The sequence below is a fragment of the Thermomonospora catenispora genome (assembly GCF_006363815.1).
In the GTDB taxonomy this organism is placed as follows: Bacteria; Actinomycetota; Actinomycetes; order Streptosporangiales; family Streptosporangiaceae; genus Thermomonospora; species Thermomonospora catenispora.
Map to the genome: position 1 here is coordinate 1 of NZ_RRYT01000016.1, position 26,062 is coordinate 26,062.

General features: G+C 72.5%; 27 protein-coding genes, 1 pseudogene and 2 riboswitches. Of the genes and pseudogenes, 12 read left to right on the forward strand and 16 right to left on the reverse strand.

What is annotated here, in order from left to right; translation table 11 throughout:
- The 4 genes and pseudogenes from EIO00_RS13980 to EIO00_RS13990 all read right to left on the reverse strand — a co-directional run.
- Positions 1 to 320 (reverse strand): M17 family peptidase N-terminal domain-containing protein (locus tag EIO00_RS13980; protein ID WP_277752879.1); only part of this gene is annotated, 320 nt, incomplete at its 3' end.
- A gap of 153 nt (positions 321 to 473) precedes the next feature.
- Positions 474 to 644, reverse strand: a complete 171-nt coding sequence (locus tag EIO00_RS25800) for an adenosylcobinamide-GDP ribazoletransferase (RefSeq protein WP_338325931.1) — start codon at positions 642 to 644, stop codon at positions 474 to 476.
- 112 nt (positions 645 to 756) lie between these two features.
- Positions 757 to 1,224 (reverse strand): annotated as a pseudogene (locus EIO00_RS25805) (adenosylcobinamide-GDP ribazoletransferase); the annotation flags it as partial.
- Positions 1,221 to 2,165 carry a bifunctional adenosylcobinamide kinase/adenosylcobinamide-phosphate guanylyltransferase gene (locus EIO00_RS13990; protein WP_140179018.1) on the reverse strand — a complete coding sequence of 315 codons (945 nt, stop codon included), beginning with the start codon at positions 2,163 to 2,165 and terminating at the stop codon, positions 1,221 to 1,223. The gene EIO00_RS13990 and the pseudogene EIO00_RS25805, both read right to left, overlap by 4 nt.
- Positions 2,166 to 2,271: 106 nt before the next feature.
- Between EIO00_RS13990 and EIO00_RS13995 the strand changes: the two genes are divergently transcribed.
- Positions 2,272 to 2,460 (forward strand): hypothetical protein, encoded by a 189-nt coding sequence (locus EIO00_RS13995; protein ID WP_338325928.1) that lies wholly within the window; start codon positions 2,272 to 2,274, stop codon positions 2,458 to 2,460.
- A 90-nt stretch (positions 2,461 to 2,550) separates the two neighbouring features.
- Here EIO00_RS13995 and EIO00_RS14000 read toward each other — a convergent pair whose 3' ends face one another.
- Both EIO00_RS14000 and EIO00_RS14005 read right to left on the reverse strand, forming a co-directional pair.
- Positions 2,551 to 3,552 carry an aldo/keto reductase family protein gene (locus tag EIO00_RS14000; RefSeq protein WP_140179023.1) on the reverse strand — a complete coding sequence of 334 codons (1,002 nt, stop codon included), beginning with the start codon at positions 3,550 to 3,552 and terminating at the stop codon, positions 2,551 to 2,553.
- Between the two features lie 50 nt (positions 3,553 to 3,602).
- Positions 3,603 to 4,199 (reverse strand): DUF3043 domain-containing protein, encoded by a 597-nt coding sequence (locus tag EIO00_RS14005; RefSeq protein WP_140179025.1) that lies wholly within the window; start codon positions 4,197 to 4,199, stop codon positions 3,603 to 3,605.
- 172 nt (positions 4,200 to 4,371) lie between these two features.
- Here EIO00_RS14005 and EIO00_RS14010 point away from each other — a divergent pair, with 172 nt between their 5' ends.
- Both EIO00_RS14010 and pspAA read left to right on the forward strand, forming a co-directional pair.
- Entirely contained in the window at positions 4,372 to 5,223 is an 852-nt protein-coding gene (locus EIO00_RS14010; RefSeq protein ID WP_206664138.1) for a PspA/IM30 family protein, read from the forward strand.
- Complete coding sequence (pspAA, locus tag EIO00_RS14015; RefSeq protein ID WP_140179029.1) at positions 5,220 to 5,498, forward strand: PspA-associated protein PspAA; 279 nt, start codon at positions 5,220 to 5,222, stop codon at positions 5,496 to 5,498. Before EIO00_RS14010 ends, pspAA begins: the two co-directional genes overlap by 4 nt.
- Before the next feature lie 125 nt (positions 5,499 to 5,623).
- Here pspAA and nadA read toward each other — a convergent pair whose 3' ends face one another.
- On the reverse strand, positions 5,624 to 6,805 hold the full coding sequence (gene nadA / locus EIO00_RS14020; RefSeq protein WP_140179031.1) for a quinolinate synthase NadA: 1,182 nt from the start codon (positions 6,803 to 6,805) through the stop codon (positions 5,624 to 5,626).
- A gap of 299 nt (positions 6,806 to 7,104) precedes the next feature.
- Here nadA and EIO00_RS14025 point away from each other — a divergent pair, with 299 nt between their 5' ends.
- Both EIO00_RS14025 and EIO00_RS14030 read left to right on the forward strand, forming a co-directional pair.
- Positions 7,105 to 7,467, forward strand: a complete 363-nt coding sequence (locus EIO00_RS14025) for a HesB/IscA family protein (protein ID WP_140179033.1) — start codon at positions 7,105 to 7,107, stop codon at positions 7,465 to 7,467.
- Between the two features lie 202 nt (positions 7,468 to 7,669).
- Positions 7,670 to 8,644, forward strand: a complete 975-nt coding sequence (locus EIO00_RS14030) for a carbohydrate kinase family protein (protein ID WP_140179035.1) — start codon at positions 7,670 to 7,672, stop codon at positions 8,642 to 8,644.
- 127 nt (positions 8,645 to 8,771) lie between these two features.
- Here EIO00_RS14030 and EIO00_RS14035 read toward each other — a convergent pair whose 3' ends face one another.
- Positions 8,772 to 9,146: a sulfurtransferase TusA family protein gene (locus EIO00_RS14035; protein ID WP_140179037.1), complete on the reverse strand. Its 375-nt coding sequence runs from the start codon at positions 9,144 to 9,146 to the stop codon at positions 8,772 to 8,774.
- Between the two features lie 11 nt (positions 9,147 to 9,157).
- Positions 9,158 to 10,309, reverse strand: coding sequence for a cysteine desulfurase family protein (locus EIO00_RS14040; protein ID WP_140179039.1), 1,152 nt, complete (start codon positions 10,307 to 10,309; stop codon positions 9,158 to 9,160).
- 198 nt (positions 10,310 to 10,507) lie between these two features.
- On the opposite strand from EIO00_RS14040, the gene ctaC reads away from it, so the two are divergent.
- From ctaC to EIO00_RS14060, 4 genes are all read left to right on the forward strand, one after another.
- A complete protein-coding gene (gene ctaC / locus EIO00_RS14045; protein ID WP_422100049.1) occupies positions 10,508 to 11,272 on the forward strand; it encodes an aa3-type cytochrome oxidase subunit II in 765 nt (254 codons plus the stop codon).
- Entirely contained in the window at positions 11,269 to 12,951 is a 1,683-nt protein-coding gene (gene ctaD, locus EIO00_RS14050) for an aa3-type cytochrome oxidase subunit I (protein ID WP_140179043.1), read from the forward strand. Before ctaC ends, ctaD begins: the two co-directional genes overlap by 4 nt.
- Positions 12,952 to 12,954: 3 nt before the next feature.
- The gene (locus EIO00_RS14055) at positions 12,955 to 13,365 is read left to right on the forward strand and encodes a cytochrome c oxidase subunit 4 (RefSeq protein WP_140179045.1); all 411 of its coding nucleotides are present in this window, start codon (positions 12,955 to 12,957) and stop codon (positions 13,363 to 13,365) included.
- Between the two features lie 189 nt (positions 13,366 to 13,554).
- Entirely contained in the window at positions 13,555 to 14,868 is a 1,314-nt protein-coding gene (locus EIO00_RS14060) for a L,D-transpeptidase (RefSeq protein ID WP_241661347.1), read from the forward strand.
- Positions 14,869 to 14,878: 10 nt separating this feature from the next.
- Here the strand turns inward: EIO00_RS14060 and EIO00_RS14065 are convergent, their stop codons facing one another.
- From EIO00_RS14065 to EIO00_RS14090, 6 genes are all read right to left on the reverse strand, one after another.
- Positions 14,879 to 16,174 carry a M48 family metallopeptidase gene (locus tag EIO00_RS14065; protein WP_140179047.1) on the reverse strand — a complete coding sequence of 432 codons (1,296 nt, stop codon included), beginning with the start codon at positions 16,172 to 16,174 and terminating at the stop codon, positions 14,879 to 14,881.
- On the reverse strand, positions 16,171 to 17,427 hold the full coding sequence (locus tag EIO00_RS14070) for a hypothetical protein (protein ID WP_140179049.1): 1,257 nt from the start codon (positions 17,425 to 17,427) through the stop codon (positions 16,171 to 16,173). The genes EIO00_RS14065 and EIO00_RS14070 overlap by 4 nt, the downstream gene beginning before the upstream one ends.
- Before the next feature lie 51 nt (positions 17,428 to 17,478).
- Positions 17,479 to 18,270 carry a CHAP domain-containing protein gene (locus EIO00_RS14075; protein ID WP_140179051.1) on the reverse strand — a complete coding sequence of 264 codons (792 nt, stop codon included), beginning with the start codon at positions 18,268 to 18,270 and terminating at the stop codon, positions 17,479 to 17,481.
- A gap of 11 nt (positions 18,271 to 18,281) precedes the next feature.
- Positions 18,282 to 18,432, reverse strand: a riboswitch (cyclic di-AMP (ydaO/yuaA leader).
- 145 nt (positions 18,433 to 18,577) lie between these two features.
- Positions 18,578 to 18,784: a hypothetical protein gene (locus tag EIO00_RS14080; RefSeq protein ID WP_140179053.1), complete on the reverse strand. Its 207-nt coding sequence runs from the start codon at positions 18,782 to 18,784 to the stop codon at positions 18,578 to 18,580.
- Positions 18,785 to 18,816: 32 nt separating this feature from the next.
- Positions 18,817 to 18,985, reverse strand: a riboswitch (cyclic di-AMP (ydaO/yuaA leader).
- A 408-nt stretch (positions 18,986 to 19,393) separates the two neighbouring features.
- On the reverse strand, positions 19,394 to 20,323 hold the full coding sequence (locus EIO00_RS14085) for a C40 family peptidase (RefSeq protein ID WP_241661348.1): 930 nt from the start codon (positions 20,321 to 20,323) through the stop codon (positions 19,394 to 19,396).
- A 212-nt stretch (positions 20,324 to 20,535) separates the two neighbouring features.
- Positions 20,536 to 21,966 carry an NYN domain-containing protein gene (locus tag EIO00_RS14090; RefSeq protein ID WP_241661349.1) on the reverse strand — a complete coding sequence of 477 codons (1,431 nt, stop codon included), beginning with the start codon at positions 21,964 to 21,966 and terminating at the stop codon, positions 20,536 to 20,538.
- A 98-nt stretch (positions 21,967 to 22,064) separates the two neighbouring features.
- Here EIO00_RS14090 and EIO00_RS14095 point away from each other — a divergent pair, with 98 nt between their 5' ends.
- The 3 genes from EIO00_RS14095 to EIO00_RS14105 all read left to right on the forward strand — a co-directional run bounded on the left by EIO00_RS14095 (position 22,065) and on the right by EIO00_RS14105 (position 24,944).
- The gene (locus EIO00_RS14095) at positions 22,065 to 23,846 is read left to right on the forward strand and encodes a DEDD exonuclease domain-containing protein (RefSeq protein ID WP_241661350.1); all 1,782 of its coding nucleotides are present in this window, start codon (positions 22,065 to 22,067) and stop codon (positions 23,844 to 23,846) included.
- A gap of 4 nt (positions 23,847 to 23,850) precedes the next feature.
- On the forward strand, positions 23,851 to 24,597 hold the full coding sequence (locus tag EIO00_RS14100; RefSeq protein ID WP_140179061.1) for a rhomboid family intramembrane serine protease: 747 nt from the start codon (positions 23,851 to 23,853) through the stop codon (positions 24,595 to 24,597).
- A gap of 62 nt (positions 24,598 to 24,659) precedes the next feature.
- The gene (locus EIO00_RS14105; protein WP_140179063.1) at positions 24,660 to 24,944 is read left to right on the forward strand and encodes an Lrp/AsnC family transcriptional regulator; all 285 of its coding nucleotides are present in this window, start codon (positions 24,660 to 24,662) and stop codon (positions 24,942 to 24,944) included.
- 37 nt (positions 24,945 to 24,981) lie between these two features.
- On the opposite strand, the gene trpD is transcribed toward EIO00_RS14105, so the two are convergent.
- Positions 24,982 to 26,043, reverse strand: a complete 1,062-nt coding sequence (gene trpD, locus EIO00_RS14110; protein ID WP_140179065.1) for an anthranilate phosphoribosyltransferase — start codon at positions 26,041 to 26,043, stop codon at positions 24,982 to 24,984.
- Between the last annotated feature and the right edge of the window lie 19 nt (positions 26,044 to 26,062).

Consider the following 26,062-nt stretch of genomic DNA (forward strand, 5'->3'; position numbering starts at 1 on the left):
AGCGCGCGCACCGCGGCGCCGGCCGCGCGGCGCAGCGCGTCGGCGTCCGCCTCCTCGCCCAGCCCGGCGGCCACCACGAGCCGGGCGGGCACCGCGCCCAGCGTGGGCAGCTTGACGACCTCCCCGGCCTTGCCGGTGGCGCCCATCGACCGCAGCGCGTCGCCCAGTCGGCCGTCGAAGGCCCGGTCGACGTCCTGGCCGCCGGCGGCGAGCCGGGGCGGGGCGGTGGGGTCGTCGGAGCTTCCGGGAAGGGTCCCGATCACGATCGCGTCGACGTCCAGGGCCGACGGGGCTGAGCTGTCGAGGCTGATGGTCGTCACATCGTCCGATGCTAGTCCTCCCGCCGACCGCTTTCGCCCACGGGACCGAGCCGCGCCCTCGGCGGGCCGATCCGGGCCGTTCGGCCCGGCCGGCGCGGCGGAGACGCTCTCGGGCGCGCGGGAGGACGCCGACGTGCGCGCCCGGAGGACGCTTCAGCGGACGGCGATGAAGGCGACCAGCGCGGCGGTCTGGGCGATCTCCACGAGGGCGCCGAGCACGTCCCCGGTCACCCCGGACAGACGCCGGACGACGCGCCGGAGCGTCACCAGCCCGGCGGCGAGCCCGGCGGCGACGGCGCCCGCCCCGTGCAGGGCGCCGTCCAGGCCGCCGGCCGCCGCCCCCGCCGCCCCCGCCGCGACNCGCGGTGACGGCGACGGCGGCGGGCGCGGGGACCGTGCCCGCGACGAGCGCGCCGAGGCCGCCGGGACGCGCGCTCGGCACCCCGACCCGGCAGGCCCACGGCAGCGTGAGCCGCCCGGCCACCGCCGCGATCACCGCCGCGAGGGCCGGGTCGGGCGTCGCGGCCAGCACGGTGACCTGGATCAGCAGCGTCAGCAGCACCGCGACGACCCCGAACGGGCCGATGTCGGACCGCTTCATGATCTCCAGCGCCTCGGCGGCGGGCCGGGCGCTGCCGAGACCGTCGGCGAGGTCGGCCAGGCCGTCCAGATGCAGGGCGCGGGTCACGCCCGCCGTGGCGGCCACCGCCAGCGCCGCGGCGGGCAGGCGGGGAACGCCGAGCGGATCCGCCGCCAGCAGCACCGCCGCGGCGGCGCCGCCGGTGATCAGCCCGACGGCCGGGGCGAGCAGCATCGCCGCCCGGGCCGCCGCGCGGTCGGTGCGCACCGGCCCGGCCGGGACGACGGTGAGCAGCGTCACCGCCAGCCGCAGGCCCGCGATCACCGAAGCTCCAGGACGCGCCCGGCGACGACGAGCGCCGCCTCCTCCGACTCGGCCGCGAGCCGTTGATTGAGCCGGCCGAGCCGGTCGCCGAACGCCCGCCCGGCCGCCGTCAGGGGGACCGGCGCCAGGCCGACCTCGTCGCTCACCGCGACGACGCGGGCCCGGGCGGCGCGCCACGCCGCCACCAGCTCCTCCAGGAGCGGATCCACGCGGGAGGGGTCGTCCCAGGCGCCGGCCTCGTCCATCGCCGCGGCCAGCCAGGCGCCGACGCCGTCCACCAGGACCGCGCCCGTGGCGGACGACAGGACGCCCGCCAGGTCGGTCGTCTCGACCGTGCGCCACCAGTGCGGGCGGCGCCGCCGGTGCTCCTCGATCCGCGCCGTCCACTCGGCGTCGCCCCTCCTCGGCGCCGCGGTCGCCACGTACGTCACACGCGGATGCGTCAGCAGCCGCAGCTCGGCCTCGGCGGACTTGCCCGACCGCACGCCGCCCAGCAGCAGCGTCCGGTGCGGCCCCTCCTCGGGGCGCGTCCACCAGCGGAGACGGCGGCGCAGCTCCTCGGGGGAGGGGAGGCGGTGGTCGTTGTGCACGGCGAACACCCGGGTGGTCGCGGCGACCGCCCCCCGGTGCCGCAGCAGGCCCAGATGCTCGGGGCATCCGGCCAGGTCCAGCAGCACCGCGTCGTAGACGACGCCGGCGGCGGGCTCGGGACGCGCGCCGGGACCGGACGCGTACAGCACCCGTCCCCCGCCCGGCGCGCGGACGTCGTATCCGCCGGGCACCTCGCGGCGGGGGAGATCCTCCAACGGGACGCCGTCGATCAGGGCCCGGGTGGGCTCGAACGCCGTCCCCCGGGCCCGCAGCCCGTTGCAGGAGGCGCAGCGGCACCCGGGTTCGGGCCAGCCGCGGGGGCCGGCGGTCCCGGGGAGCTCGATCTCCATGCCGTCCATGTCACCGCGCCACTCTACGGGGCCGCCGGCGGCGGACCGGCTAGTCTCGATCTCCGGACGAGGGAGGTCGAGACTGTCCATGCCGTGGAGCTGGCGTTTGCAGAAGGGCGACGGGGAGACGGTGACCGTGCCCGGCATGTCCGAGGAGACCTTCGCCACGCAGTCCGACGCCGAGTCGTGGCTGGGGCTGCACTGGCGCGAGCTCCGGGACGAGGGGGTCGAGCAGGTGGTCCTCGTCGAGGACGGCCGGGTCGTCTACCCGATGAGCCTGCTCGACCCCGAATAGGACCGACCCGAACAGGACCGGCGGGACCGGCGGCTCCGGAGCGCCGGTCCGGACCGGCGCTCCGGACCGGCGACGGGGCGGCGGGACCGGTCAGGGGCGCTGGGCGGGGCTGGCCGTCTTGGCCGGGTCCCGCACGACGACGGGCCCGAGCACCTCGTCGATGCGCTTGAGCACGTCCTCCTCCAGCTTCACCCCGGAGGCCTTGACGTTGTCGCGGACCTGCTCGGGCCGCGAGGCCCCGATGATCGCCGCCGAGACGTTGGGGTTCTGCAGCACCCAGGCGATCGCCAGCTGCGCCATCGACAGGCCCAGCTCCTGGGCGATCGGCCGCAGCCGCTGCACCCGGGTGAGGATGTCGTCGGTCAGCAGCTTCTTGATGAAGTTCGCCCCGCCGGCCTCGTCGGTGGCGCGCGATCCGGGCGGCGGCGGCTGCCCCGGCAGGTACTTGCCGGTCAGCACGCCCTGGGCGAGCGGGGACCAGACGATCTGGCCGATGCCCTCCCGCTCGCACAGCGGGACGACCTCCTCCTCGATGACCCGCCACAGCATCGAGTACTGCGGCTGGTTGGAGACGATCCGGTCCAGGCCCATCTCGTCGGCGATCTTCAGGGCGCGCTCGATCTCCTCGGCCCGCCACTCCGAGACGCCCACGTACAGCACCTTGCCCTGCCGCACCAGGTCGTCGAACGCCCGCAGGGTCTCCTCCAGCGGGGTCTCGTGGTCGAACCGGTGCGCCTGGTACAGGTCGATGTAGTCGGTCTGCAGCCGGCGCAGCGAGCCCTCCACCGACTCCATGATGTGCTTGCGCGACAGCCCGCGGTCGTTCTTGCCGGGGCCGGTGGGCCAGTACACCTTGGTGAAGATCTCCACGCTCTCGCGCCGCTGGCCCTTGAGCGCCCGGCCCAGCACCTCCTCGGCGCGGGTGCCGGCGTAGACGTCGGCGGTGTCGAACGTGGTGATCCCCTCGTCGAGGGCCGCGTGCACGCAGGCGACGGCGGTGTCCTCCTCGACCTGGGAGCCGTGGGTCAGCCAGTTGCCGTACGCGATCTCACTGATCATCAGGCCGCTGCGGCCAAGGTGTCGGAATTCCATGTCCTCGACCCTAAACCTCAAGATCCGGCGCCCCGGACCGCGAGGCCCGATCAGCCGCGGCCGCGCGCCTCCACCCGCTCGCCCAGCTCGACCCTGGGCTCGGGGATGCGGAACCGGCGGATCTGCATGGCCCGGACCGCCGCGTACAGGCCCACGCCCTTGAGGTTCTCGCCGGGGAACCGCTCGGCCGCCAGCCGCTTGACCCGCCAGCTGATCCACGCCCCCTCCACCAGCACGATCAGCAGCAGCAGCGGCGGGGCGAACAGCGTCAGCAGCACCGTGATCGGGGAGCGGATGAAGCTGAGCAGCACGATGACGAACATCGCGTACATCAGATAGGACCCGAACGTGCGCCGGCCGTCGACGTAGTCGCGGGCGAACGCGCGGACCGGACCCCGGTCGCGCTTGGGCAGGTACCGCTCGTCGCCCCTGCGCATGCCCTCGCGGATCCTCCTGCGCTGCTCCGCCTGACGCTCGCGGAACCGCCGGTAGGCCTCCTTGCGGTCACGGGGCGCGGTGATGTACTGGCGCCGCCGCTTCTCGGCCTCCTTGCGCTTGGGCGTGGGGCGGCCCTTGCCCCCCGGCTTCACCGGTCGGGGGGGCTCCTGGGCGGGGACGGTCTCGGTGCGACGTCGGAACACGGGCATCAGGGTACCGTTCGCCGCCCGTCGCGCCGTCCGGTGGAACTCCGCGCATGCCGGGTACGTCTCACCTGTACCAGGTAGGCGACATCATGGAGCCGCCGCCCGTTAGCGCGTAGGGTGATAACAACCCCAGCAGTGGTCATTGAGTACATCACGAAGGGACCGGCGCCGCGCGATGAGCGTGATGAAGCGAATGTCGATGATCTTCAAGTCCAAGGCGAACAAGGCGCTGGACCGGATGGAGGATCCTCGCGAGACCCTGGACTATTCCTATCAGCGCCAGCTGGAGATGCTGCAGAAGGTGCGCCGGGGCGTGGCGGACGTCGCGACCTCGCGCAAGCGCCTGGAACTGCAGATCCAACAGCTCGAGAAGCAGCATGAGAAGCTGACCGAGCAGGGGCGCAAGGCGCTGCAGGTGGGGCGCGAGGACCTGGCCCGGGAGGCGTTGCAGCGGCGGGCGGCCCTGGACACGCAGCTGGCGGACCTGCGGACGCAGTACGAGAACCTGCAGAGCGAGGAGGAGAAGCTCACGCTGGCCTCCCAGCGACTGCAGGCCAAGGTGGACGCGTTCCGCACCCGCAAGGAGACGATCAAGGCCACCTACACCGCGGCCGAGGCGCAGACGAAGATCAACGAGGCGTTCGCCGGGATCTCCGAGGAGATGGGCGACGTCGGCCTGGCCATCCAGCGGGCCGAGGAGAAGACCGAGACCATGAAGGCCCGCGCCGGGGCCATCGACGAGCTGCTGGCCTCCGGGGCGCTGGACGACTTCTCCGGCCCGCGCGACGACATCCAGGCCGAGCTGGACCGGATGGGCGCCACCGCCGGTGTGGAGCTGGAGCTGGAGCGGATGAAGGCCGAGCTGGGCCAGGGACCGGCGCCCAAGCAGCTCGATCCGGGCACCGCGCAGGGGCAGGGCCAGGCCCAGGCGGGGCAGGCGCAGCAGCCGGCCCCTCAGCAGCAGCCGGCGCCCCCGCAGCAGCCGGGTCAGGGACAGTGGCCGCAGCAGCCCGGAGGTGCGCAGTGATCGTCCGGATCATGGGGGAGGGGCAGCTGGACGTCTCCTCCGAGGATCTGGCCGCCCTCCAGGAGCTCGACGGGGCGGTCGAGGCCGCCATCGAGGCCGGGGACGAGGAGGCGTTCCGCACCGCGCTGCACGCGCTGCTGGACAACGTGCGCAGCGTCGGCAAGCCGCTCCCGGCCGACAGCCTGGAGCCCTCGGAGCTGATCCTGCCGCCGGCCGACTCCGACATGGAGGAGGTCCGCAAGATGCTGGGCGACGAGGGGCTCATCCCCGACTGACGACGCCCTCGATTGGCGTCCCCGGCCGACGTCCCCGACCGGAGTCCGATCGACGACGCACCGTGCGGTCCCGCCCGCGCGATGCCGCCGTGGCCACGCCTCCGCGGCCACGGCGGCGACCGCCGTCACGGCAGGGCCAGCATCCGATCCAGGGCGACCCGGGCGTAGTGCGCGGTCTCCTCGTCCACCTGGATCCGGTTGACGACCTCGCCGTGGGCCAGCGACTCCAGCGCCCACACCAGGTGCGGCATGTCGATCCGGTTCATGGTCGAGCAGAAGCACACCGTGCGGTCCAGGAACATGATGTTCTTGTCCGGGTGCCGGTGGGCCAGCCGCCGCACCAGGTTCAGCTCGGTGCCCACCGCCCACGACGAGCCCGCCGGGGCCTCGGCCAGGGTCCTGATGATGTACTCGGTCGACCCGACGCGGTCGGCCTCCACCACCACCTCGTGCCGGCACTCGGGGTGCACCAGGATGTTCACCCCCGGCACCCGCTCCCGCACCTCGTCCACCGACCGCTTGGTGAACCGGCCGTGCACCGAGCAGTGCCCTTTCCACAGCAGCATCCGCGCGTCGCGGATCTGCTGCGGGGTCAGTCCGCCGTCCGGACGGTGCGGGTTGTAGACCACGCAGTCCTCCAGCGACATGCCCAGCTCCAGCACCGCGGTGTTGCGGCCCAGGTGCTCGTCGGGCAGGAACAGCACCTTCGAGCCCTGGGAGTACGCCCACTCCAGGGCGCGCCGGGCGTTGGAGGAGGTGCACACCACCCCGCCGCGCCGGCCGACGAACGCCTTGATGTCGGCGGAGGAGTTCATGTACGTGACCGGGACCACCTCGTCGGCCAGCCCCATGTCCTCCAGGATCTCCCAGCACTCCTCGACCTGGTCGAACGTGGCCATGTCGGCCATCGAGCAGCCGGCCGCCAGGTCGGGCAGCACCACCTGCTGGTGGTCGGCGGTGAGGATGTCGGCGGACTCGGCCATGAAGTGCACGCCGCAGAACACCACGTAGGGGGCCTGCGGGCGGGCCGCGGCCTGCTGCGCCAGCTTGAAGGAGTCGCCGGTCACGTCCGCGAACTGGATCACCTCGTCGCGCTGGTAGTGGTGGCCCAGCACGAACACCTGCTCGCCCAGGGCGGCCTTGGCCGCCCTGGCACGCTCCACCAGTTCGGGGTCGGAGGCCGGCGGCAGCGCGCCGGGGCAGTCCACACCGCGTTCGCTGTTCGGGTCCGACCCGGCGCCCAGCAGCAACAGGGGCAGGCGCGGCCCGGCGGAGCCGGGGGCGCCGATCTCCGGGGTGGTGGTCACGGTGGTCTCCCTTCGCGACGGGGACTTATCGTCGCATTGACGACTAATGGTCGCACATGCCCGGGAGTGCGCGTTCCCTCGGGTGGGGGATCGGCCGCAGGGCGCCCGCACGGCGTCCGGATCGCCGGATGGTCCGCCGACGCGTCCGGCGATGGGCGGAATGCTCGCGGAGCGGGGTACGTTGGTGTGTGCCAGAGGCGCAACGGCGTCTTGGGGCCACCGGCCCCGATCCGACAACAACGACATCTGGACGCGACGGTCGCCGGACGGCCGGCGGAGTGAGACCGGGAGCTGAACACATGACGGTAGAGAGCACGCAGGAGACCACCGAGCAGGTCACTGGCGTCATCCTCACCGACGCGGCGGCGAGTAAGGCCAAGGCCCTGCTGGAGAACGAGGGGCGCGACGACCTGGCGCTGCGTGTCGCCGTGAAGCCGGGTGGCTGCTCCGGGCTGATGTACCAGCTCTACTTCGACGACGAGGAGAGGGACGGCGACCTGATTCAGGACTTCAACGGCCTGACCGTGCGGGTGGACCGGCTGAGCGCTCCGTACCTGACCGGCGCCACCATCGACTTCGTCGACACCATCGAGAAGCAGGGCTTCACCATCGACAACCCCAACGCCACGGGCTCGTGCGCGTGCGGCGACAGCTTCAACTGAGCCGCGACGATCGTTCCCCGGCGGCCCGGACGCCCGGCGTCCGGGCCGCCGGCGTGTCCGGGGGTGCGCGCGGGGCGCCCGCCGTGATGCGATGGACGGTAACCGCTAACCTGTCCAGGCCCCCACGACGGGGCCGGACGGCCCCGGGGTTGACCACAGCCGGATACAGAGCCGGACGACCCAGACGAGGAGAAGCGACGTCGTGCGCATCGCCGTGACCGGATCCATCGCGACCGACCATCTGATGACCTTCCCCGGCAGGTTCACCGACCAGCTCGTGCCGGACCGGCTCGACCAGATCTCGCTGTCCTTCCTGGTCGATGAACTGGAGGTGCGCCGCGGCGGCATCGCCGCCAACATCTGCTACGGCATGGGGTCGCTGGGGCACCGGCCGATCCTGGTCGGCGCGGTCGGCGACGACTTCGCCGACTACCGCTCCTGGCTGGAACGGCACGGCGTCGACACCGCCTCGGTGCACGTGTCCGAGCTGCGGCACACCGCCCGGTTCCTGTGCACCACCGACATCGACCACAACCAGATCGCCTCGTTCTACGCCGGCGCGATGAGCGAGGCCCGCGACATCGAGCTGAAGCCGGTCGCCGACCGGGTCGGCGGGCTGGACCTGGTGATGATCAGCCCGAACGACCCCGAGGCGATGATCCGGCACACTGAGGAGTGCCGCGAGCGCGGCTACGCCTTCGCCGCCGACATCTCCCAGCAGCTGGCCCGCATGGACGGCTCCGACATCCGCACCCTGGTCGAGGGCGCCGCGTACTTGTTCACCAACGAGTACGAAAAGGGATTGTGCGAGCAGAAGACCGGCTGGAGCGACGCGGAGATCCTGGACCGGGTGCGGATCCGCGTCACCACCCTCGGCGCCAAGGGCGTGGTGATCAACCGTAAGGGCCAGCCGGAGATCCACGTCCCCGCCGCCCCCGTGGCCAAGGCGGTCGAGCCCACCGGCGTGGGGGACGCCTTCCGCGCCGGATTCCTGTCCGCGGTGGCCTGGGGCCTGTCGCTGGAGCGCGCCGCCCAGGTCGGCAACCTGCTGGCCGCCCACTGCCTGGAGAGCCCCGGCCCGCAGGAGTACCGCCTGACCAGCGCCTCCTTCCTGGAGCGGCTCGCCGACGCCTACGGCCGGGAGGCCGCCGACGAGGTGGCCCCGCACCTGCCGTGACCTCGCGGGGGTAGACCGCGGACACGGGCCGGGTCCGCGTCCCGCCCGCCCGTCCCGCCGCGCCGGAGCCGCTCCGCGGCGGCTCCGGCGCGGTCTCTTCTCGCGCCCGCGCGGGGCCCGGCCCGCATCAGTAGCAGCGGCGGATGTGGAAGGCCCACCCGCCGCCCTCGAGGGTCTCCTCCCGGACGAACTCCTGGGACTTCATCCGGCACCAGGCCGGAACGTCGGTGCGCGCCGCCGCGTCGTCGGCCAGCACCGCCACCACCTCGCCCACCGGGACCTCCCGGATCCGTTCGGCCAGCCAGATGATGGGGATCGGGCACTTGCGGCCGAGGGCGTCGATCACCAGCGCCGGGGCCGGGCCGGCGGGCTCGGCCGGCGCCCCGGCCGGCGTCCCGTCGGACGGTCCCGCGGACGCGGCGGCCCGCTGCTCGGGTGCGGGCTGGTCGCGCCGATGGCGGCCGGTGGTGGCGCGGCGGGTGCCGCGGCTACGGAACCTCATGGGCGCTCCTGTCACGCGGTGGTCATGCCGGCACCGCGACGCAGCCTGCTCACCGCGTCCGGGAGCACGGCCAGGAACCGGTCGACTTCGGTGGACTGCACGCCACGGGGCAGCGATACCCGGACGTTCCCGTGGGTGATCACTCGCATCGCCTCCAGCACGTGGCTGGGACGAAGCGTATCGGCTGTGCACGAGCTGCCGGAGGAAACCGCGAATCCCAGCCGGTCGAGTTCGGTCAGCAGCGCCTCGCCCTGGACGTACAGGCAGGAGAACGTGACGATGTGCGGGAGCCGCCGCACCGGGTCGCCCACCACCTGCACGTCCGGCACCGTCTCCGGCACGGTCCGGCGGATCCGGTCCACCAGGGCCGACAGCCGGGGGCCGTCGGCGGCCATCTCGGCGCGGAAGGCGCGCAGCGCCGCCGCGGCCGCGGCGGCGGCCGGCACGTTCTCGAACCCCGGGACCCGGCGGCCCTCGCGCTCGTCGTCGGGCAGCGGCGACCTCCATCGGGTGTTCTTGCGGATCACCAGCACCCCGACCCCGGCCGGGCCGCCCCATTTGTGCGCGCTGGCGGCCAGCATCGACCATCCGCCGGGCACCTCCACCCGGCCCACGGACTGGGCGGCGTCCACCATCAGCGGCACCCGCGCGGCCCGGCACGCCTCGGCGACCTCCGCCACCGGCTGCAGCGTGCCCACCTCGTGGTTGGCCGACTGCAGGCAGGCCAGTGCGGTGTCCGGGCGCAGCGCGGCGGCGAACGCCTCCGCGTCGACCCTGCCGAACTCGTCCACGCCGATCCGGGTGACCTCGCCGCCCTCGCACTCGTGCAGCTCGGCCGCGTGCAGCACGCTGGAGTGCTCCACCTCGCTCACCACCAGGTGCCGGCCGGCGCGACGGCGGGCGCGCAGGCCCCCCAGCACCGCCAGGTGCACCGCCTGGGTGCCCGAGGAGGTGAAGAAGACCTCATCCGGCCGGACGCCGAGCACCTCGGCGACCTGGGCGCGGGCGGCGTCCAGCAGCATCCTGGCCCGGCGGGCGGAGCCGTACAGCCGCGCGGGATCGGCCCAGCCGCCGTCGAGGGCCTCCAGCAGCGTCGAGCGCGCCGCCGGATGCAGAGGCTCGGTGGAGGCGGCGTCGAAATAGCCTTCGGGCGCACTGCTCACGCCCCGACACTAACCCGTCCCGTCCCCAAACCCGCCACCCGATCAGGGGGGTGAGGCACCTTCGCGCTAATGTGTCTGCACACATGTGAACTACCGACCTGACCGCCCGGGAGCTCCGGGCTTCACCTGTGGGGAAGGCATTCCGTGAGTCCGACCCGCTCAAAGGAGCGGCGTACGCCGGTGCGCGGCCGCCGCACAGTGACCAGTGCCGGCGCGCTGGCCCTGCTGGCGCTGAGCGCCACCGCGTGCAGTGAAGAGGCGACCCGCCTTGGCATGCCCGAGCCGATCAGCGAGCAGGCCGAGCGCATCCTGACGCTCTGGCAGGGCTCCTGGATCGCCGCGTTCGCCGTGGGAGGCGTCGTCTGGGGTCTGATCATCTGGGCGGTGTTGTTCCACCGCAAGCGCTCCGACGACCTCCCGCCGCAGGTCCGCTACAACCTGCCGATCGAGATGCTCTACACCGCGGTGCCGTTCGTGATCATCGCGGTGCTGTTCTACTTCACCGCGCGTGATCAGAACTACGTCGAGAAGACCACCGACGACGTGGCCGCGGTGATCGACGTGCACGGCTTCCAGTGGAGCTGGCAGTTCGATTACAAGGAGAGCCTGGCCCCGAACGCGCCCGTGGTGGCCTCGGTGGTGGGCGTCCCGGTGGACCCCAACGCCGCCGACAAGCCGCAGGTCGTGATCCCTGCGGGGCAGAAGGTCCGCTTCCGGCTGCACTCCAACGACGTGATCCACTCGTTCTGGGTGCCGGCCCTGCTGTACAAGAAGGACGTCATCCCCGGCTACGTCAACGAGTTCGAGGTGACGGCCACCAAGACCGGTCTGTACGAGGGCCGCTGCGCCGAGTTGTGCGGCGTCGACCACAGCCGGATGCTCTTCCAGCTCAAGGTGGTCACGCCCGATGAGTACCAGAAGTTCATTGCCGATTCGAAGGCGGCCCGAGGAGCACAGCAGTGACAACGCTCAGCCCCGCTCCGAGCGCATCGCTCGCCGCGTCGCGGACCAGCAAGGGGCGCATCATCGCCTCCTGGCTGTCCTCCACCGACCACAAGGTGATCGGTAACCTCTATCTGATCACCTCGTTCGTGTTCTTCCTGATCGGTGGCGTGCTGGCCATCGTGATGCGGGCCGAGCTGTTCAAGCCGGGCCTGCAGGTGGTGAGCAACGAGCAGTTCAACCAGTTGTTCACCATGCACGGCACGATCATGCTGCTGATGTTCGCCACGCCGCTGTTCGCCGGCTTCGCCAACGCGATCATGCCGCTGCAGATCGGCGCTCCGGACGTGGCGTTCCCGCGGCTGAACATGCTGTCGTACTGGCTGTTCCTGTTCGGCAGCCTGATCGCGCTGTCGGGCTTCCTGACCCCCGGCGGCGCCGCCAGCTTCGGATGGTTCGCCTACGCCCCGCTGTCGGACGCGGTCCGCTCGCCCGGCGTCGGCGGCGACCTGTGGGTGCTGGGACTGGCCCTGGGCGGTCTGGGCACCATCCTGGGCGCGGTCAACTTCATCACCACCATCCTGTGCATGCGCGCTCCGGGCATGACGATGTTCCGGATGCCGATCTTCACCTGGAACGTCCTGCTCACCTCGATCCTGGTGCTGCTGGCGTTCCCGCCGCTGGCGGCGGCGCTGCTGGGACTGGCCGCCGACCGGCTCTACGGCGCGCACATCTTCGACTCCTCCCACGGCGGAGCGATCCTGTACCAGCACCTGTTCTGGTTCTTCGGCCACCCGGAGGTCTACATCATCGCGCTGCCGTTCTTCGGCATCGTGACCGAGATCCTGCCGGTGTTCAGCCGCAAGCCGATCTTCGGCTACATCGGCCTGGTGTTCGCCACCATCGCCATCGCCGGTCTGTCGGTCACCGTGTGGGCGCACCACATGTACGTGACCGGCCAGGTGCTGCTGCCGTTCTTCTCCTTCATGACGTTCCTGATCGCGGTGCCCACCGGGGTGAAGTTCTTCAACTGGGTCGGCACCATGTGGCGGGGACAGCTCACCTTCGAGACGCCGATGCTGTGGGCGGTCGGCTTCCTGGTGACGTTCCTGTTCGGCGGTCTGACCGGCGTGATCCTGGCCTCCCCGCCGCTGGACTTCCAGCTGTCGGACTCCTACTTCGTGGTGGCGCACTTCCACTACGTGCTGTTCGGCACCGTGGTGTTCGCGATGTTCGCCGGCTTCTACTTCTGGTGGCCCAAGTGGACCGGCAAGATGCTGAACGAGACGCTCGGCAAGGTCCAGTTCTGGATGCTGTTCATCGGCTTCCACGGCACCTTCCTGGTGCAGCACTGGCTGGGCGCGGCCGGCATGCCGCGGCGCTACTCCGACTACGCCGAGGAGTTCACCGCGCTGAACCAGGTGTCGACGGCCTTCACGGTCCTGCTGTCGCTGTCGATGCTGCCGTTCTTCTACAACGTGTACATCACTGCGAAGCGGGGCAAGAAGGTCGAGGTCGACGACCCGTGGGGCTACGGCAACTCGCTGGAATGGGCGACCTCCTGCCCGCCGCCCCGGCACAACTTCACCTCGATTCCACGGATTCGCTCGGAGCGTCCGGCGTTCGACCTGCACCACCCGCATGTGGGGGTGCGCGGCGAGCTGGCCGGCGCCGGGACCGCTACCAAATCGGAGCACTGACCGATGCGCGTTCAGGCGTTCATGTTCTACGGGTGCGCCATCTTCTTCCTGGTCACCGACGTCGTCTACTGGCTGTGGTCCAAGGAGTGGACGGGCACCACCGCACTTGCCCTGGCGGTCGGTCTGGCCGGGCTGATCGGGTTCTACATCCACTTCACCATCCGACGGCTGGAGAAGGCCAACGGCGGACCGCTGTATGAGGACGACCCCGACGGCGAGATCATGCAGGCGGCCGGTGAGCTGGGCTTCTTCAGCCCGCACAGCTGGTGGCCGCTGTTCGTGGCGCTGTCGGCGGCGACCTTGACGCTGGGCTTCGTCTTCGGCTGGTGGCTGGTGATCTTCGGAATCGCGGCGGTCCTGATGAGCAGCATCGGACTGGTCTTCGAGTACTACCGAGGCCACTTCCAGCACTGACGGTTGGTTTTAGGCAAAAGGTCTCCTAAGGGGGCCGGTGTCCGCTTACCGCCGGGCATCGGCCCCCTTCATAATTGACCCGTCCATCCAATCGGGTGAGCGCGTGACATAACGGGGGAAAACGGGCGTTCCGTCTCCAGTGGGCGGGGAACGAACGCGGTCGCCCGACGAGGAACGGGGGGTGGAGACGTGAGCGGTGGCGTCCGGAATCCGGGGGGCGGCAGGACCGCCCGCACCGCCGGGGCGATGGCGACGGCGGCGGCGCTGGCGGCCGCGGCGGCCGGGTGCAGCGGAGACGACGCCCGGCCCGTCCGACCGTTACCGATCGGGCTCAGCGTGATCCCGCAGGGGGCCGCAGAGGTCCCTCCCGAGAACCCCATCGTGGTCCGGGTGCACGACGGCACCCTGCAGAACGTCACCGTCCGGACCGGGAACGAGCGGGTCGAGGGCTTCTTGAGCGGCGACCGCAGCGAATGGCGGTCGCGCTGGGCGCTCACCCCGGGCTCCGGCTATGAGGTGATCGCGACCGCCATGGGCCGCGACGGGCGGACCCGCACCGTCACCGGCCGGTTCACCACCCGCAAGGTCTCCAAGGGGATCGAGGCGTCGGTGGAGGCGCCGAATCCCGGGGAGACGGTGGGCGTCGGGATGCCGATCATCCTGCGGTTCGACCGTCCGGTGACCGACCGGGCGGCCGTGGAGCGGGCCCTGGAGGTGCGCTCCAGCCGCCGGATCGAAGGGGCCTGGCACTGGTTCGCCGAGGGACGGAGCGTGGTGTTCCGGCCCCGCAGATACTGGCCGGCCCACACGGAGGTGCGGCTGATCGCCCACCTGAACGGGGTCCGCGCGGTCCGTGACGGCTACGCCACCGAGGACCTGGACCTGAAGTTCCGGATCGGGGAGGAGCACGCCACCGTGGCCGACGCCAAGACGCACCGCATGGTCGTCTACCGCAACGGCCGGAAGATCAAGGACTTCCCGATCAGCATGGGCAAGGGGACGATCCGCAAGTACACCACCACCAACGGCGTCCATCTGACGATGGACAAGGGCAACCCGGTGATCATGGACTCCTCCACCGTGGGCTGCCCGCCCGGATGCCCCGACTACTACCGCCTGACCGTCCACTGGTCGGTCCGCATCTCCAACAGCGGCGAGTACGTGCACTCCGCGCCCTGGTCGGTCGGCTCGCAGGGACGCGCCAACGTCAGCCACGGCTGCATCAACATGCATCCCACGGCGGCCCGCTGGTTCTACAACTTCAGCTACCGGGGCGACCCCTACACCGTCACCGGCACCGACCGCGAGCTCGAGCCCGACAACGGCTGGGGATACTGGCAGCTCGGCTGGAAGAAGTGGGTGGCGGGGAGCGCCCTGGGACAGTCGGTGATGGTCGGTCCCGAGGGCAGCACCCCCGTCCCGCCGAGCCGCCCGGAGCAGCGCCCGCCGGCGTCGCCCTCGGCGGCGATCCCCTCGGCCTCTCCGGCCGCCCCGGGTGGCTGAACGGGGCCGGTCACCAGCCGCGCGGCTCGGGCACCCCGTTGAGGCGGGCCCAGGTGCGGGCCATGGCGATCCGTTCGGGCCCGCTGGGGTGGGTGAACCACAACGCGTACTCGACCGGGTCGGGCCGCAGATCCGACAGGTTGCGGATCGACAGCTCGCGCTGCATCGACACGAAGGTGGCCGGGTCGCGGGTCAGGTTCAGGGCGTGGGCGTCGGCGCGGGCCTCGATGCGCCGGCTGACCAGATTCTGCACCGGGCCGCCGAGCTGGGTCAGCACGGTCACGGCGGCCAGCAGCAGCGCCAGCTGTCGGGGATCCGCTCCGTCGGAGCCGTCGTCGGCCAGCCCGGCCCGGCGGCGCAGCCGCGGCGAGGTCAGCACCAGGAACAGCAGGCAGACGCAGCCCGAGACGCTCAGCGCACCCACCAGGGTGCCGTGCAGCACGTCCCGTCGCTTGGCGTGCCCCAGCTCGTGCGCCACGATCGAGCGGATCCGCTCCGGCGGCGAGGACAGCAGCGTGTCGTACACCACGATCCGGCGGGTGGAGCCGAAACCGGACACGTACGCGTTCAGTGCGGTCGTCCGCCGGGACGCGTCGGCGACCAGCACGTCCTCGACCGGCACCCCGTCGCGCTCGGCCATCTGCAGCAGCTCGGTGCGCAGCCGTCCGGCCGGCAGCGAGGTGAACCGGTTGAAGAGCGGCTCCACCACCACCGGATAGACGAACGACACCGCCACCACCAGCGCGAACCCGCCCACGGCGGCCCCGGTCCACCAGTAGCGCGGGAACCGGCGGGCCAGCGCGAACAGCGCCAGCGCCGCCACCGTCCAGATCACCCAGGTCAGCCCCAGCGACTTGAGCTGGTCCAGCAGCCAGGAGGGCCAGGTCTGGACCGACAGCCCGTACCGTCGCAGCACGCTCTCCCGCCAGACCGCGAACGGCAGCGCCACCAGCCGCAGCAGCGTGGTCAGCGCGATCACCGCCGTCACGAGCCGCAGCGTCCGCCGGCGCGTCCACCCGGTGCACGCGCCGAGGAGACGCGCGCCCAGCGGCGTCAGGCCCAGCAGCCCCACCGCCAGCAGCCCGACCAGCAGCCCGGCGTAGGCGGGCGGGGTGATCGCCTGATCGAACGCCGCCGAGCGGGCCAGCTCGGCGGGGGCGAAGTCGCGCTCGGGGTCCGGCCGCACCGCGCCGCCCGGCACCCGGCCGGGCAGCGGGTTCCACGGCGTGGTCGCCGCCAGCACCGCGGCCACCGCCGTCAGCAGCACCGCCGCCGTGATCAGCGCCGCCCTCCGGGCCCGCCTCATCCCAACTCCTTCCGCAGATAATCGCGCCACATCGCGGTGAACTCGGCGGTGCCCACGCCCAGCGTCGCGCGCAGCGCCGCCTCCTGGGACCGGCGGCCCGCCGTCCGGTACAGCGTCATCAGCGTCTTCTCGCCGTACCGCTCGGCGATCATGCGGCAGGCCAGCCACGCCTCCGCGTACACCTGGGGGAGCCGGGCCGGGCCGTCGAAGTCGGCGGCCTCCGGCAGGGATTCGGGCACCCGGCCGGCCGCCACCTCGCGGGCCAGTTCCCGCGCCGCCGAACGCACCGGCACCGTGGTCGACCGGTAGCCGAGGTAGTCGGCCAGCCCTTCGATCAGCCACAGCGGGGTGCGGCCGTCGCGTGCGGCCCCCGTGGCGATGTGGGCGAGCTCATGGGTGAGGACGACCTCGCGGCCGAGGGCGTTCAGCCTGCCGAAGGTGCCGGGGGCGATCACGATCCGATCCTCCCCGGAGGGACCGGAGACGGCCAGCGCCGCGACGTTCGTCACCGAGTCTCCGGGGGTCAGCGCGGCGGCCCCCTGATCGTCGGCGGGGACCAGCGCCACCGCCCGACGCGGCCAATCCTCCCCCACGACCTCGGTGATCTGCGGCACGGCGGCGTCGAGCCGAGCGGCGATCTCCTCCAGGCCGCCGGTCGCACCGATCACCAGGCTGCGCCGGCCGCGCACCACGGCGATCCGGGCCCCGTCCCAGACGTCGGCGTCGTCGCGCAGCCCGTGCACGGTCCCGTCGCCGACGATCCGCCAGGCGGATCCCTCGCCGGGGGCGAAGGTCAGGTAGCGGGTCCGGACGACGTCGCGTTCGTCATGCCCGCGCAGCCGGTACCGCAGCGTCAGCCGCATGGTGGCGCCGCGGTCGCCGGTGGCGACGGGCACGGGGGAGTCCACCTCTTCCCGCCAGGTCTCCAGCGGCAGCCGCATCAGGTTGTCGAACAGCAGACGCTGCGCCTCGCGGAACGTCTCGGCGGCCCCGGACACGGTGGCCAGGAAGGCGATCCGGTCGCGCTCCCGGACCGCGCGCGCCCGGTTCCGCAGGAGCGCCTGCACCGCCTGCGCATCGGGAGGCGGGACGGATGCGCTCGCGGCGGCCGCCGGGGCGGGGGAGCGGCCCGGTCGGGAGACCGTCCACACGCCGCCGGCGAGCAGGACGGCGACCAGGACCGAGACGACGAGCACCGGCCGGCGCCTTCCGCGCCGGCCGGTGCTCGGGGGGTGCGGTGTGCCGTCGGCCATGCCGGTGATCCTATTGACCGGGCATGGGCGCGGCCTCTCCGCGGGAGGAGGTCACTCGACGTACTCGGGGTAGCCGTAGCCCACGATGGTGTCGGGGGTGCGGACCTTGGAGACGACCTGGTTGGAGATGTTGCCCTCGACGGTCTTGACCTTGCCGTCGTCGAGGACCTCGGTGACCAGGCCCACGTGATCGATGCCGCCGATCCGCTTGCCGCCGGCCCAGTCGAAGAAGACGATGGCGCCCGGCTTGGCCTTGGTGCCCCAGCGGCCCTGGTCCTTGAACGAGCTCGCGTAGGTCACGGTGTAGGGGTCGGCGCCGAGCACGTCCTTGTCCCCGGTCTTGTCGGCGACCCAGGCCAGGAACATCGCGCACCAGGCGGCGTCCTCATAGACCTTGGGGTTGCTGCCGCCGTCGCGCCTCACGGTCTCCTTCGCACGCTCGGTGGTGGCGAACCACTGGCCGTACTTGGACCGGCCAGCGCCGTCCTCACTGATGCCCACCTGGCTCTTGGCGATCTCGATGACCTCCTCGGCCGTGGCCTTCTTCGCGGCGGTCGCCTCGCCCTCGCCCTTGCGCGCGCGCTTGTCCTTCGTGCTCTCGCCCTCGTCGGCGGAGCGGTCGCTCACGTCGGTGAACGCGGTGATCGGGGAGGCGGCCTTGACGGCGGACTCGGCCGGAGCCTGGGTCGCGATGGTCAGCCCGGTGGTGGCCACCGCGCCGGCGACCAGGGCGCCGGCGACCGCGCTCTGGCGGGAGCGGAAGCCCTCGGCCAGACGGGTCAGGGCGGGGATGGCGGTGTCGGTGATGCTGGTGAGACGGTCGAAACGACGCTTGCCTGCCACGGCGTGTGCGCTCCTCTGCTTCCAAGCCGCCTACCGGGTTAGCTGACGGGTTCGGGCTGGAAGTCGCCCTACGGCCCGATCGGGCCGATTCACCCCGGGATGTAGGTGGGTCCCCGGCTCCGCACCTCTGTGCGAGACATGCGGACTCGGCGGCGGGCGCCTCGTGAACGGGCGCCCGTCTGGGCATGTGGACAGATCGCCCTGCGGTTCAGGGCACGGCTCGGCCTAGGGCCGGCCTTCGGTAAGGGTCTGGGTGCGCCGGAATGATGCGGTGGGACCGGTCGGGCCCATGGCGCCGGCGCGCGCCTCAGGGAGTGGCGGCCCGAGTCCCGGCGTCGCCTGCCGCGTCGGGCGCGACCTGCGGGTGCTGCACGGACGAGGTGTGCACGCGCTCGGCCGGGTTCGGCGCCGTGTCGGTCGGCGCCTGAGCCGGGGTCGCGGTCGCCAGGACCAGGACCGGGGTCAGGGCGAGCGTGCCGGCGACGGCGCCGCCCGCGAGCTTGACCTTGCGCATGAGACTGATGACAGCGTTGCTGGACAGGGGTGACTCCTTCTTCCAGACGCCTACCGGGTTAGCTGACGGGTTCGGGCTGGAAGTCGCCCTACGGTGCTCCTCGCCCCGGAAGGATCCGGGACAGGTGCGCCGATTCACCCCGGGATGTAGGTGGGTCCCCGGCTCCGTCGCGCCTCTGTGCGGGTCCGGCGCCCGGTGCTCGGACCGGTGCGCCGTCCGTCCGGGGGAGAGGAACTGACGGACTCGGCGTGGCCGCGTGCTCGAGCGGCCTCGTTGACGAGCTTTCCTGATTGTGCGAACCGGGCGGACCGGTCGGCGGCCGTGTGGATCACAGCGGGCCGGAACCGGAGCGGCCGGTGCAGGCTCGGCATCTGGGGGACACCGTCGCCGCTGCGACGCGTAGGGGAACGCCGCTGTCCGTTATACGGTACCAAACACCCAGCTCTAGGCAAATCATCCGCAAAACGGACACGGCGTGGGTCACGAGACCCTGCTGGGCGTCCGCTCTAGGTTATGCAGGGGTAAACGTCAGGTCTAGGCGGAGGTATTCCCGGTCGTCGGGCCGTCCGCCGAGCGGACGGCCCGTGCCTCACCGACCGGGCGAGGGCGTCATGGACGCCCGGCGCCGTAGTAGTTGGCGGCGTAGTAGCCCGAGGTGATGTCGACGATCTCCACGTTCTTGCCGGTGCGCGGGGCGTGGATCATCTTGCCGCCGCCCACGTACATCCCCACGTGCCCCAGGTTGTTGAAGAACACCAGGTCACCGGGCTGCAAGGCGGAACGGGAGACCCGACGGGTGGCCGCGTACTGCGAGTTGGTGGTGCGGGGCAGGTTGACCCCGGCGGCCCCCCAGGCCCGCATCGTCAGACCGGAGCAGTCGAAGGCGTTCGGACCCTCGGCGCCGTACTGGTACGGCTTGCCCAGCTGCGCGTAGGCGTAGTTGAGCGCGACGCGCGCCGAGCCGCTGGCCGGGCCGGTGTAGGTGCCGCCTATCTTGCCCGGCCGGTCCGGGGAGATGCCCATCCGTTGCAGCAGGGCCTTCTGCTGCGCGATGGACTTCTCCACCGTCTTCTTCCGCTCGCGCAGCTCGTCGGTACGACGCTTGACCTCGTCGTAGGCCTGCTGCGCCTGTCCCTGCTGACGCTGCAACCGCTGCGCGGCGGCCAGGAAGGTGGCCAGCTCCGAGCTGCGGTTGCGGGCCAGGTGGGTGAAGATCGCCGACTGGTCGAGGACGGCCTGCGGATCGCCGGTGCCGATGAACCTGGCCACGTCCAGCTCGCCGTTCTTGTAGGCCTCGGCGGCCATCTCGGCGACCCGGGTGCGGGCCTTCTCGAAGTCGGCCTGCTCGGCGGCGGCGGCCTTCCGTGCGGCCTTCAGCTTGGCCCTGGCCGCCTTGAGGTCCTCCTCCGCCTGGTTGTACTTCTCCACCAGCTGCTCGACTTCTTTGTTGAGCTTGTCGAGCTTCTTTTGCACTGCAGCGGCCGAGGGGGTGGGATCGGCGTGGGCGGTGGCGACGGGAAGCGCCACCGTCGTCGCCACGGTGAGGCAGGCAGCTGCCCAGAATCGGCGGGTTCTGTCGCTGGCCACGATCGTGTTAGCCCCTCTCTTCCACCTTGTCGGCGGATCACGTTAGCGAGGGGTCACATCAGTCACAACCGATACGTGCGTTCTTTCAGGCTCAATTAAGGCGATGTCGCCATACGCTCCCGCGTGGACGCGGAGCGTCATCGGATGATCGCGGAGAGGGCGGCTCAGGCCCGGCCCAGCCGGCGCAGCAGGAGGGTGGAGGGGGCCGGGCGGGCCTCCGCGCGACGGGCGGCGTCGGCCACCTCCTGGTCGGAGGAGACCACCACCACCGGACGGCCCGGCGGCTCGGCCCGCACCAGCTCGCCGATCAGCTCGTCGGCGGTCTGCCCCGGCCGGCTGAACCGCACCCGCACCCCGCGCGGCGGATGCATCGGGACCGGCGCGTCCAGCTCGGCCCCGTCGAACACGCAGGTCACCTCGGCCCCGGTCTGGGCGGCCAGCCCGCCCAGCGCCCGCACCAGCCGATTGCGCTGGTCGGCCAGCGGCAGCTCGCCGTAGCCGGTCTTGGTGACGTTGTAGCCGTCGATGATCAGATGCACCTGGGGCAGCGTCAACAGCCGGTCCAGCAGCTTGGGGTCCTGGTCCGACAACGCCCGCCCGGGCAGCGCCCGGTACGTCGGCTCGTGCGGGTCCCCCGCCCCCACCGCGTCGGCCGGCCGGTCGATCATCGACGGCAGCGCCAGTTCCCGACGCACCCCCTGCGCCGCGTCGATCAGGGTGTCCAGCAGCATCCGCAGCCGGACGTCGTCGACGTTGCGGCCCGCTCGCGCGGACCGCCGGGCGAGTTCGACGCCGGCCTCGGCCTCCGCCAGGCGGGCGCGCAGCCGGCGCAGCTCCTTGTCGGCCGCGGCCGAGGCCTCCCGCGCGGCGGCGTGCTCCCGCTCGACCTCGGCGGCCAGCTCGCGCATCCGCTCCCTGGCGGCCTTGTGCCCCATCCGCTCCTCGTGCAGCCTGCGGCGCAGATCGGCGATCTCCGCCTTGGCCGCCCGCAGCTCGGCGCGCAGCCGATCCAGCTCCGCGCTCCGCGCCTCCCGCGCCGCGGCCAGCTCCCGCTGCAGCGCGGCGACCCGGCGCTCCAGCGCCGCCCCCTCGGCCGCGTCCGCCGAACGCTCCAGCTCGGCCCGGGCCGCCTCGACCAGCCGGGTCCAGCCCGGCGGACGCAGCAGGTAGGCGGCGGCGGCCACCGCCGCGGGGTCGGCGAGCGGCGGCGCCGCCCCCGACTCCACCGCCTCGACCAGCTCCGGTTCGCTCTCCCGCAGCCGCTCGGCCACTCGGACGCGGAACTCGGCGTCCTTCTCCAGCACCGGGGCGATGTGCCGCCCCGCGTGCCGGGCCCGCTTGCGCGGCTCCCACCGGGCGAAGGGACGCAGCGTGGGCGGGATGCGGTCCATCGGCAGCGCCCCGATCAGCTCCGCGGCCACCTCCACCACCCGGTGGCGCACCGCCTCGGGGAGCGGACCGCCGAGCCGTTCGGGCGGGTCCGCCCCCGGGGTTTCCGGGCCGCTGTCGATGATCGTGCTCCCTCCAGGATCCCGATTGCGATTCGGCGCGCGCGGCGGCACCTCACCGGCCTTCCACGCGTGAAACGATCGCAAACGCACAAGCGTACGTATCCACAGTAGAGCCCTTCGCAGGGCCGTGAAGCGGGGGTGACCGGACTGAAATGTCCTCGTTGTGGATTACCGTGCCCGCCATGACCTGTGAGGGGGCGGACCATGCGGCACCGGCCGCGCGGGCGGTGCAGGGCACGCTGGAGGACCTGGGCACCCCGCTGGCGGATGTCGCCTTCGTGGTGGTGGACCTGGAGACCACCGGGAGCTCGGCCGCCGAGGCGGCCATCACCGAGATCGGCGCGGTCAAGGTGCGCGGCGGCGAGGTGCTCGGCGAGTTCGCCACCCTGGTCGACCCGGGCGGCCCGATCCCGCCGTTCATCACCGCCCTCACCGGGATCACCCAGCAGATGGTGGCCGCCGCGCCGCGGATCGAGTCGGTGCTGCCGGCGTTCCTGGAGTTCGCCCGCGGCTGCGTGCTGGTCGCCCACAACGCCCCGTTCGACGTCGGCTTCCTGAAGGCCGCCTGCGCCGCGCAGGGATACCCCTGGCCGGCCTTCCCGGTCGTCGACACCGTCGACCTGGCCCGCCGGGTGCTCACCCGCGACGAGGTGCCCGACTGCCGGCTGGCCACGCTGGCCCGCCACTTCCGCTCGACCGCCGATCCCCGCCACCGGGCGCTGGCCGACGCCCGCGCCACCGTCGACGTGCTGCACGGGCTGATCGAACGGCTCGGCTCCCTCGGGGTGCACTCGCTGGAGGAGCTGCGGACGTTCGCCAAGACGCCCACCCCCGAGCAGCGGCGCAAGCGGCGCCTGGCCGACGGCATGCCCGACGCCCCCGGCGTCTACCTGTTCGAGGACGCCCGCGGCGAGGTGCTCTACGTGGGCAAGAGCACCAACCTGCGCAGCCGCGTCCGGTCCTACTTCACCGCCTCGGAGACCCGCCGCGGGATCCGCGAGATGATCGGCCTGGCCGAGCGGGTCCGGCCCATCGTGTGCGCCACCGCGCTCGAGGCCGAGGTGCGCGAGCTGCGGCTGATCGCCGAGCACAAGCCCCGCTACAACCGGCGGTCCAAGTTCCCCGAACGGGCGCTGTGGCTCAAGCTCACCGCCCACGAGCCGTTCCCCCGGCTGTCGATCGTCCGGGAATGCCGCGACGACGGCGCGGTCTACCTGGGGCCGTTCGGCTCCACCCGGCTCGCCGAGGAGGCCCGGGCCGCCCTCCACGAGGCGGTTCCGCTGCGGCAGTGCACCCAGCGGCTCACCCTCCGCCTCGTCGAGCAGGGCAGGGCGCGCGGCTGCGTGCTGGGCGAGATCGGCCGCTGCGGCGCCCCCTGCGAGGGCCGCGAGCCGCCCGAGGCCTACGCCCGTCGTGTCGAGGCCGCCCGCGCCGCGATGGAGGGCGACGTCCGCCCCGTGATCGACGCCGCGCTGCTGCGCATCGACCGGCTGGCCGCGCAGATGCGCTACGAGGAGGCCGCCGCCCAGCGCGACAGGCTCGCCGCGTTCGTCCGCGCCGCCGCCCGCAGCCAGCGGCTGGCCGCCTTCACCCGCTGCGCCCAGATCGTCGCCGCCCGGCCGGCCCTCGACGGCGGCTGGGAGCTGGCGGTCGTCCGGTACGGACGGCTCGCCGGCACCGGGACCGTCCCGCGCGGGGCGCACGTTCGGCCCTATGTCGACGCGGTGGTCGCCACCTCCGAGACCGTCGTCCCGGGGCCGGGCCCGGCCGGCGGCGCGCTCCCCGAGGAGAGCGAGTGCATCCTGCGCTGGCTGGACCTGCCCGGCACCCGCCTGGTCGAGGTGGACGGCGAGTGGACCTGTCCGGTGCACGGGGCCGAGAGCCGGCGGGAGTGGCTCGACCGCGCCTACGCCCCGGTCGAGCCGGAGGACCGTGTGCGCCGGGCCGGTCGGCCACTAAGGTGAGCGCGTGGCCCTGCCTCTGTACGACAGCCAGCCCACCCGCCGCCCCCCGGTGGTCACCTACCTCCTGGTGGCCGTCAACGTGCTGATCTTCCTGGGCACGCCGATGGCCTCGATCATCGCCTCCTACGGCGCGGGCGAGGTGCGCGAGTGCGCCGCGGTCGAGTTCGTCCTGGAGCAGGGGGCCGTCCCCAAGGAGCTGCTCAGCGGGGAGCAGCAGCCGCCGCCGGAGCGGGTCGGGTCCTGCCCGGTGGGGCCGTACCGCAAGGTGCCGTGGGTGACCGCGTTCACCTCGATGTTCCTGCACAGCGACTGGCTGCACCTGACCGGGAACGTGGTCATGCTCTTCGTCCTGGGGGCGGGCGTGGAGGACCGGCTGGGCCGGTGGCGGTACCTGCTGGCCTATCTGCTGTTCGGGCTGGTGGCGGTGTACGGGTTCGCGCTCGCCTCGCCGGACTCGACGGTCCCGCTGATCGGCGCGTCCGGGGCCATCGCGGGCGTGCTGGGCGCCTACATGGTCCTCAACCCGCGCGGCCGGATCGTCAGCTACGTCGCCCCGGTGTTCGTCAGCAGGCTGCCGGCCTGGGTGCTGCTGGGACTGTGGTTCGTCCTGCAGTGGCTGTCCCTGGAGGACACCGACAGCAACGTCGCCTACGTCGCGCACATCTACGGCTTCGTGGCGGGCGTGGTGTTCGCGCTCTGGGCCCGGTGGACGGGGCCCGCCCGCAAGGCCGTCGCGCTGGCCGCCGAGTGAGTTCCGGGAGGATCCCGGCGCACCGGTAGGCTTCCTGCGCAACCGAGGAAGCAGGAGGCGCAGTGATCACCGCGATCGTGCTGATCAAGACCGAGGTCGCCCGGATCGACGAGGTGGCCAGGGAGATCGCCGCTCTCGACGGGGTCAGCGAGGTCTACTCCATCACCGGCGAGTACGACCTGGTCGCCATGGTCCGGGTGCGCGGGCACGAGCGGCTGGCCGAGGTGATCCCCGGACGGATCAACAAGGTCCCCGGAATCCGCGAGACCGAGACCCACCTCGCCTTCAAGACCTACTCCCAGCACGACCTGGAGGCCGCCTTCTCGCTGGGGCTGCCCGAGGAGTAGTCGGGGCGGATCCCGGCGCGGGCGCCGGGATCGCGCGTCAGCCTCGGAACGACTGCGACACCTGGACCCAGCGATCCAGCAGCGCGGCGGCCCGGCCGGAGTCGACCGCCTCGGCCGCCCGCGCGTAGGCCTCGCGCAGCGCCTCGGTGAGCCCGGCGGCCGGCGGCGCGCCCTGGGCCGCCACCATCACCGCCGCGGCGTTCAGCAGCGTCATGTCCCGCACCGGGCCCGGCTCCCCGGCCAGCAGCCTCCGCGCCACCTGCGCGTTGTAGGCGGCGTCCGCGCCGCGCAGCTGGTCGAGCGTGGACCGCGGCAGCCCCAGCTCGGCCGGGTCGAACCGGACCTCCTCGGCGGTGCCCTCGCGCACCACCCACACCGACGAGGTCCCGGTGGTGGTCAGCTCGTCCAGTCCGTCGTCCCCGCGGAACACCAGCGCCGAGGCGCCCCGCTCGGCGAACACCCCCGCGATCACCCCCGCCATCCGCGGATGGAACACCCCCACCGCGGCCGCCTGCGGCTGGGCGGGGTTGGTCAGCGGGCCGAGGAAGTTGAACACCGTCGGGGTGCCCAGCTCGCCGCGCGCCTTGGCGGCGTGCTTGAGCGCCGGGTGGTACAGCGGGGCGAAGCAGAAGGTGATGCCGACCTCCTCGGCGACCCGCGCGGTCGCCTCCGGAGGCAGGTCGATCGCCACCCCGAGGGCCTCCAGCACGTCCGCCGATCCGCTGGAGGAGGAGGCGGCGCGGTTGCCGTGCTTGACGATCCGCACCCCCGCCGCCGCGGCGACGATCGAGGCCATCGTGGAGAAGTTGACGGTGTGCGCGCGGTCTCCGCCGGTGCCCACCAGGTCGGCGGTCCGCGCCCCGTCGGGGGCCTGGACCTGGATCCGGGTGGCGTTGGCGAGCATCCCCTGGGCCAGCCCGGTCACCTCGGCCACCGTCTCGCCCTTGGCCCGCAGCGCCACGGCGAACCCGGCGATCTGCACGTCGGTGGCCTCGCCCGACATGATCTCGTTCATCGCCCACGCCGTCTCCTCCGCCGACAGCGACTCGCCGTCGAGCAGGGCGTTCAACAGTGCGGGCCAGGTCCTGCGCGCGTCCATCGGTTCCCCACAGGAAATA

What these genes read in the sequence shown, in the direction of transcription:
- EIO00_RS13990 (WP_140179018.1), bottom strand. Translation starts at nt 2,165, where the DNA reads ATGGAGATCGAGCTCCCCGGGACCGCCGGCCCCCGCGGCTGGCCCGAA.
- EIO00_RS14080 (WP_140179053.1), bottom strand. Translation starts at nt 18,784, where the DNA reads ATGCGCAAGGTCAAGCTCGCGGGCGGCGCCGTCGCCGGCACGCTCGCC.
- EIO00_RS14035 (WP_140179037.1), bottom strand. Translation starts at nt 9,146, where the DNA reads ATGAGGTTCCGTAGCCGCGGCACCCGCCGCGCCACCACCGGCCGCCAT.
- EIO00_RS14055 (WP_140179045.1), top strand. Translation starts at nt 12,955, where the DNA reads ATGCGCGTTCAGGCGTTCATGTTCTACGGGTGCGCCATCTTCTTCCTG.
- EIO00_RS14095 (WP_241661350.1), top strand. Translation starts at nt 22,065, where the DNA reads ATGACCTGTGAGGGGGCGGACCATGCGGCACCGGCCGCGCGGGCGGTG.
- trpD (WP_140179065.1), bottom strand. Translation starts at nt 26,043, where the DNA reads ATGGACGCGCGCAGGACCTGGCCCGCACTGTTGAACGCCCTGCTCGAC.
- EIO00_RS14065 (WP_140179047.1), bottom strand. Translation starts at nt 16,174, where the DNA reads ATGAGGCGGGCCCGGAGGGCGGCGCTGATCACGGCGGCGGTGCTGCTG.
- EIO00_RS14025 (WP_140179033.1), top strand. Translation starts at nt 7,105, where the DNA reads ATGACGGTAGAGAGCACGCAGGAGACCACCGAGCAGGTCACTGGCGTC.
- EIO00_RS14010 (WP_206664138.1), top strand. Translation starts at nt 4,372, where the DNA reads ATGAGCGTGATGAAGCGAATGTCGATGATCTTCAAGTCCAAGGCGAAC.
- EIO00_RS14000 (WP_140179023.1), bottom strand. Translation starts at nt 3,552, where the DNA reads ATGGAATTCCGACACCTTGGCCGCAGCGGCCTGATGATCAGTGAGATC.
- EIO00_RS14070 (WP_140179049.1), bottom strand. Translation starts at nt 17,427, where the DNA reads ATGGCCGACGGCACACCGCACCCCCCGAGCACCGGCCGGCGCGGAAGG.
- EIO00_RS14005 (WP_140179025.1), bottom strand. Translation starts at nt 4,199, where the DNA reads ATGCCCGTGTTCCGACGTCGCACCGAGACCGTCCCCGCCCAGGAGCCC.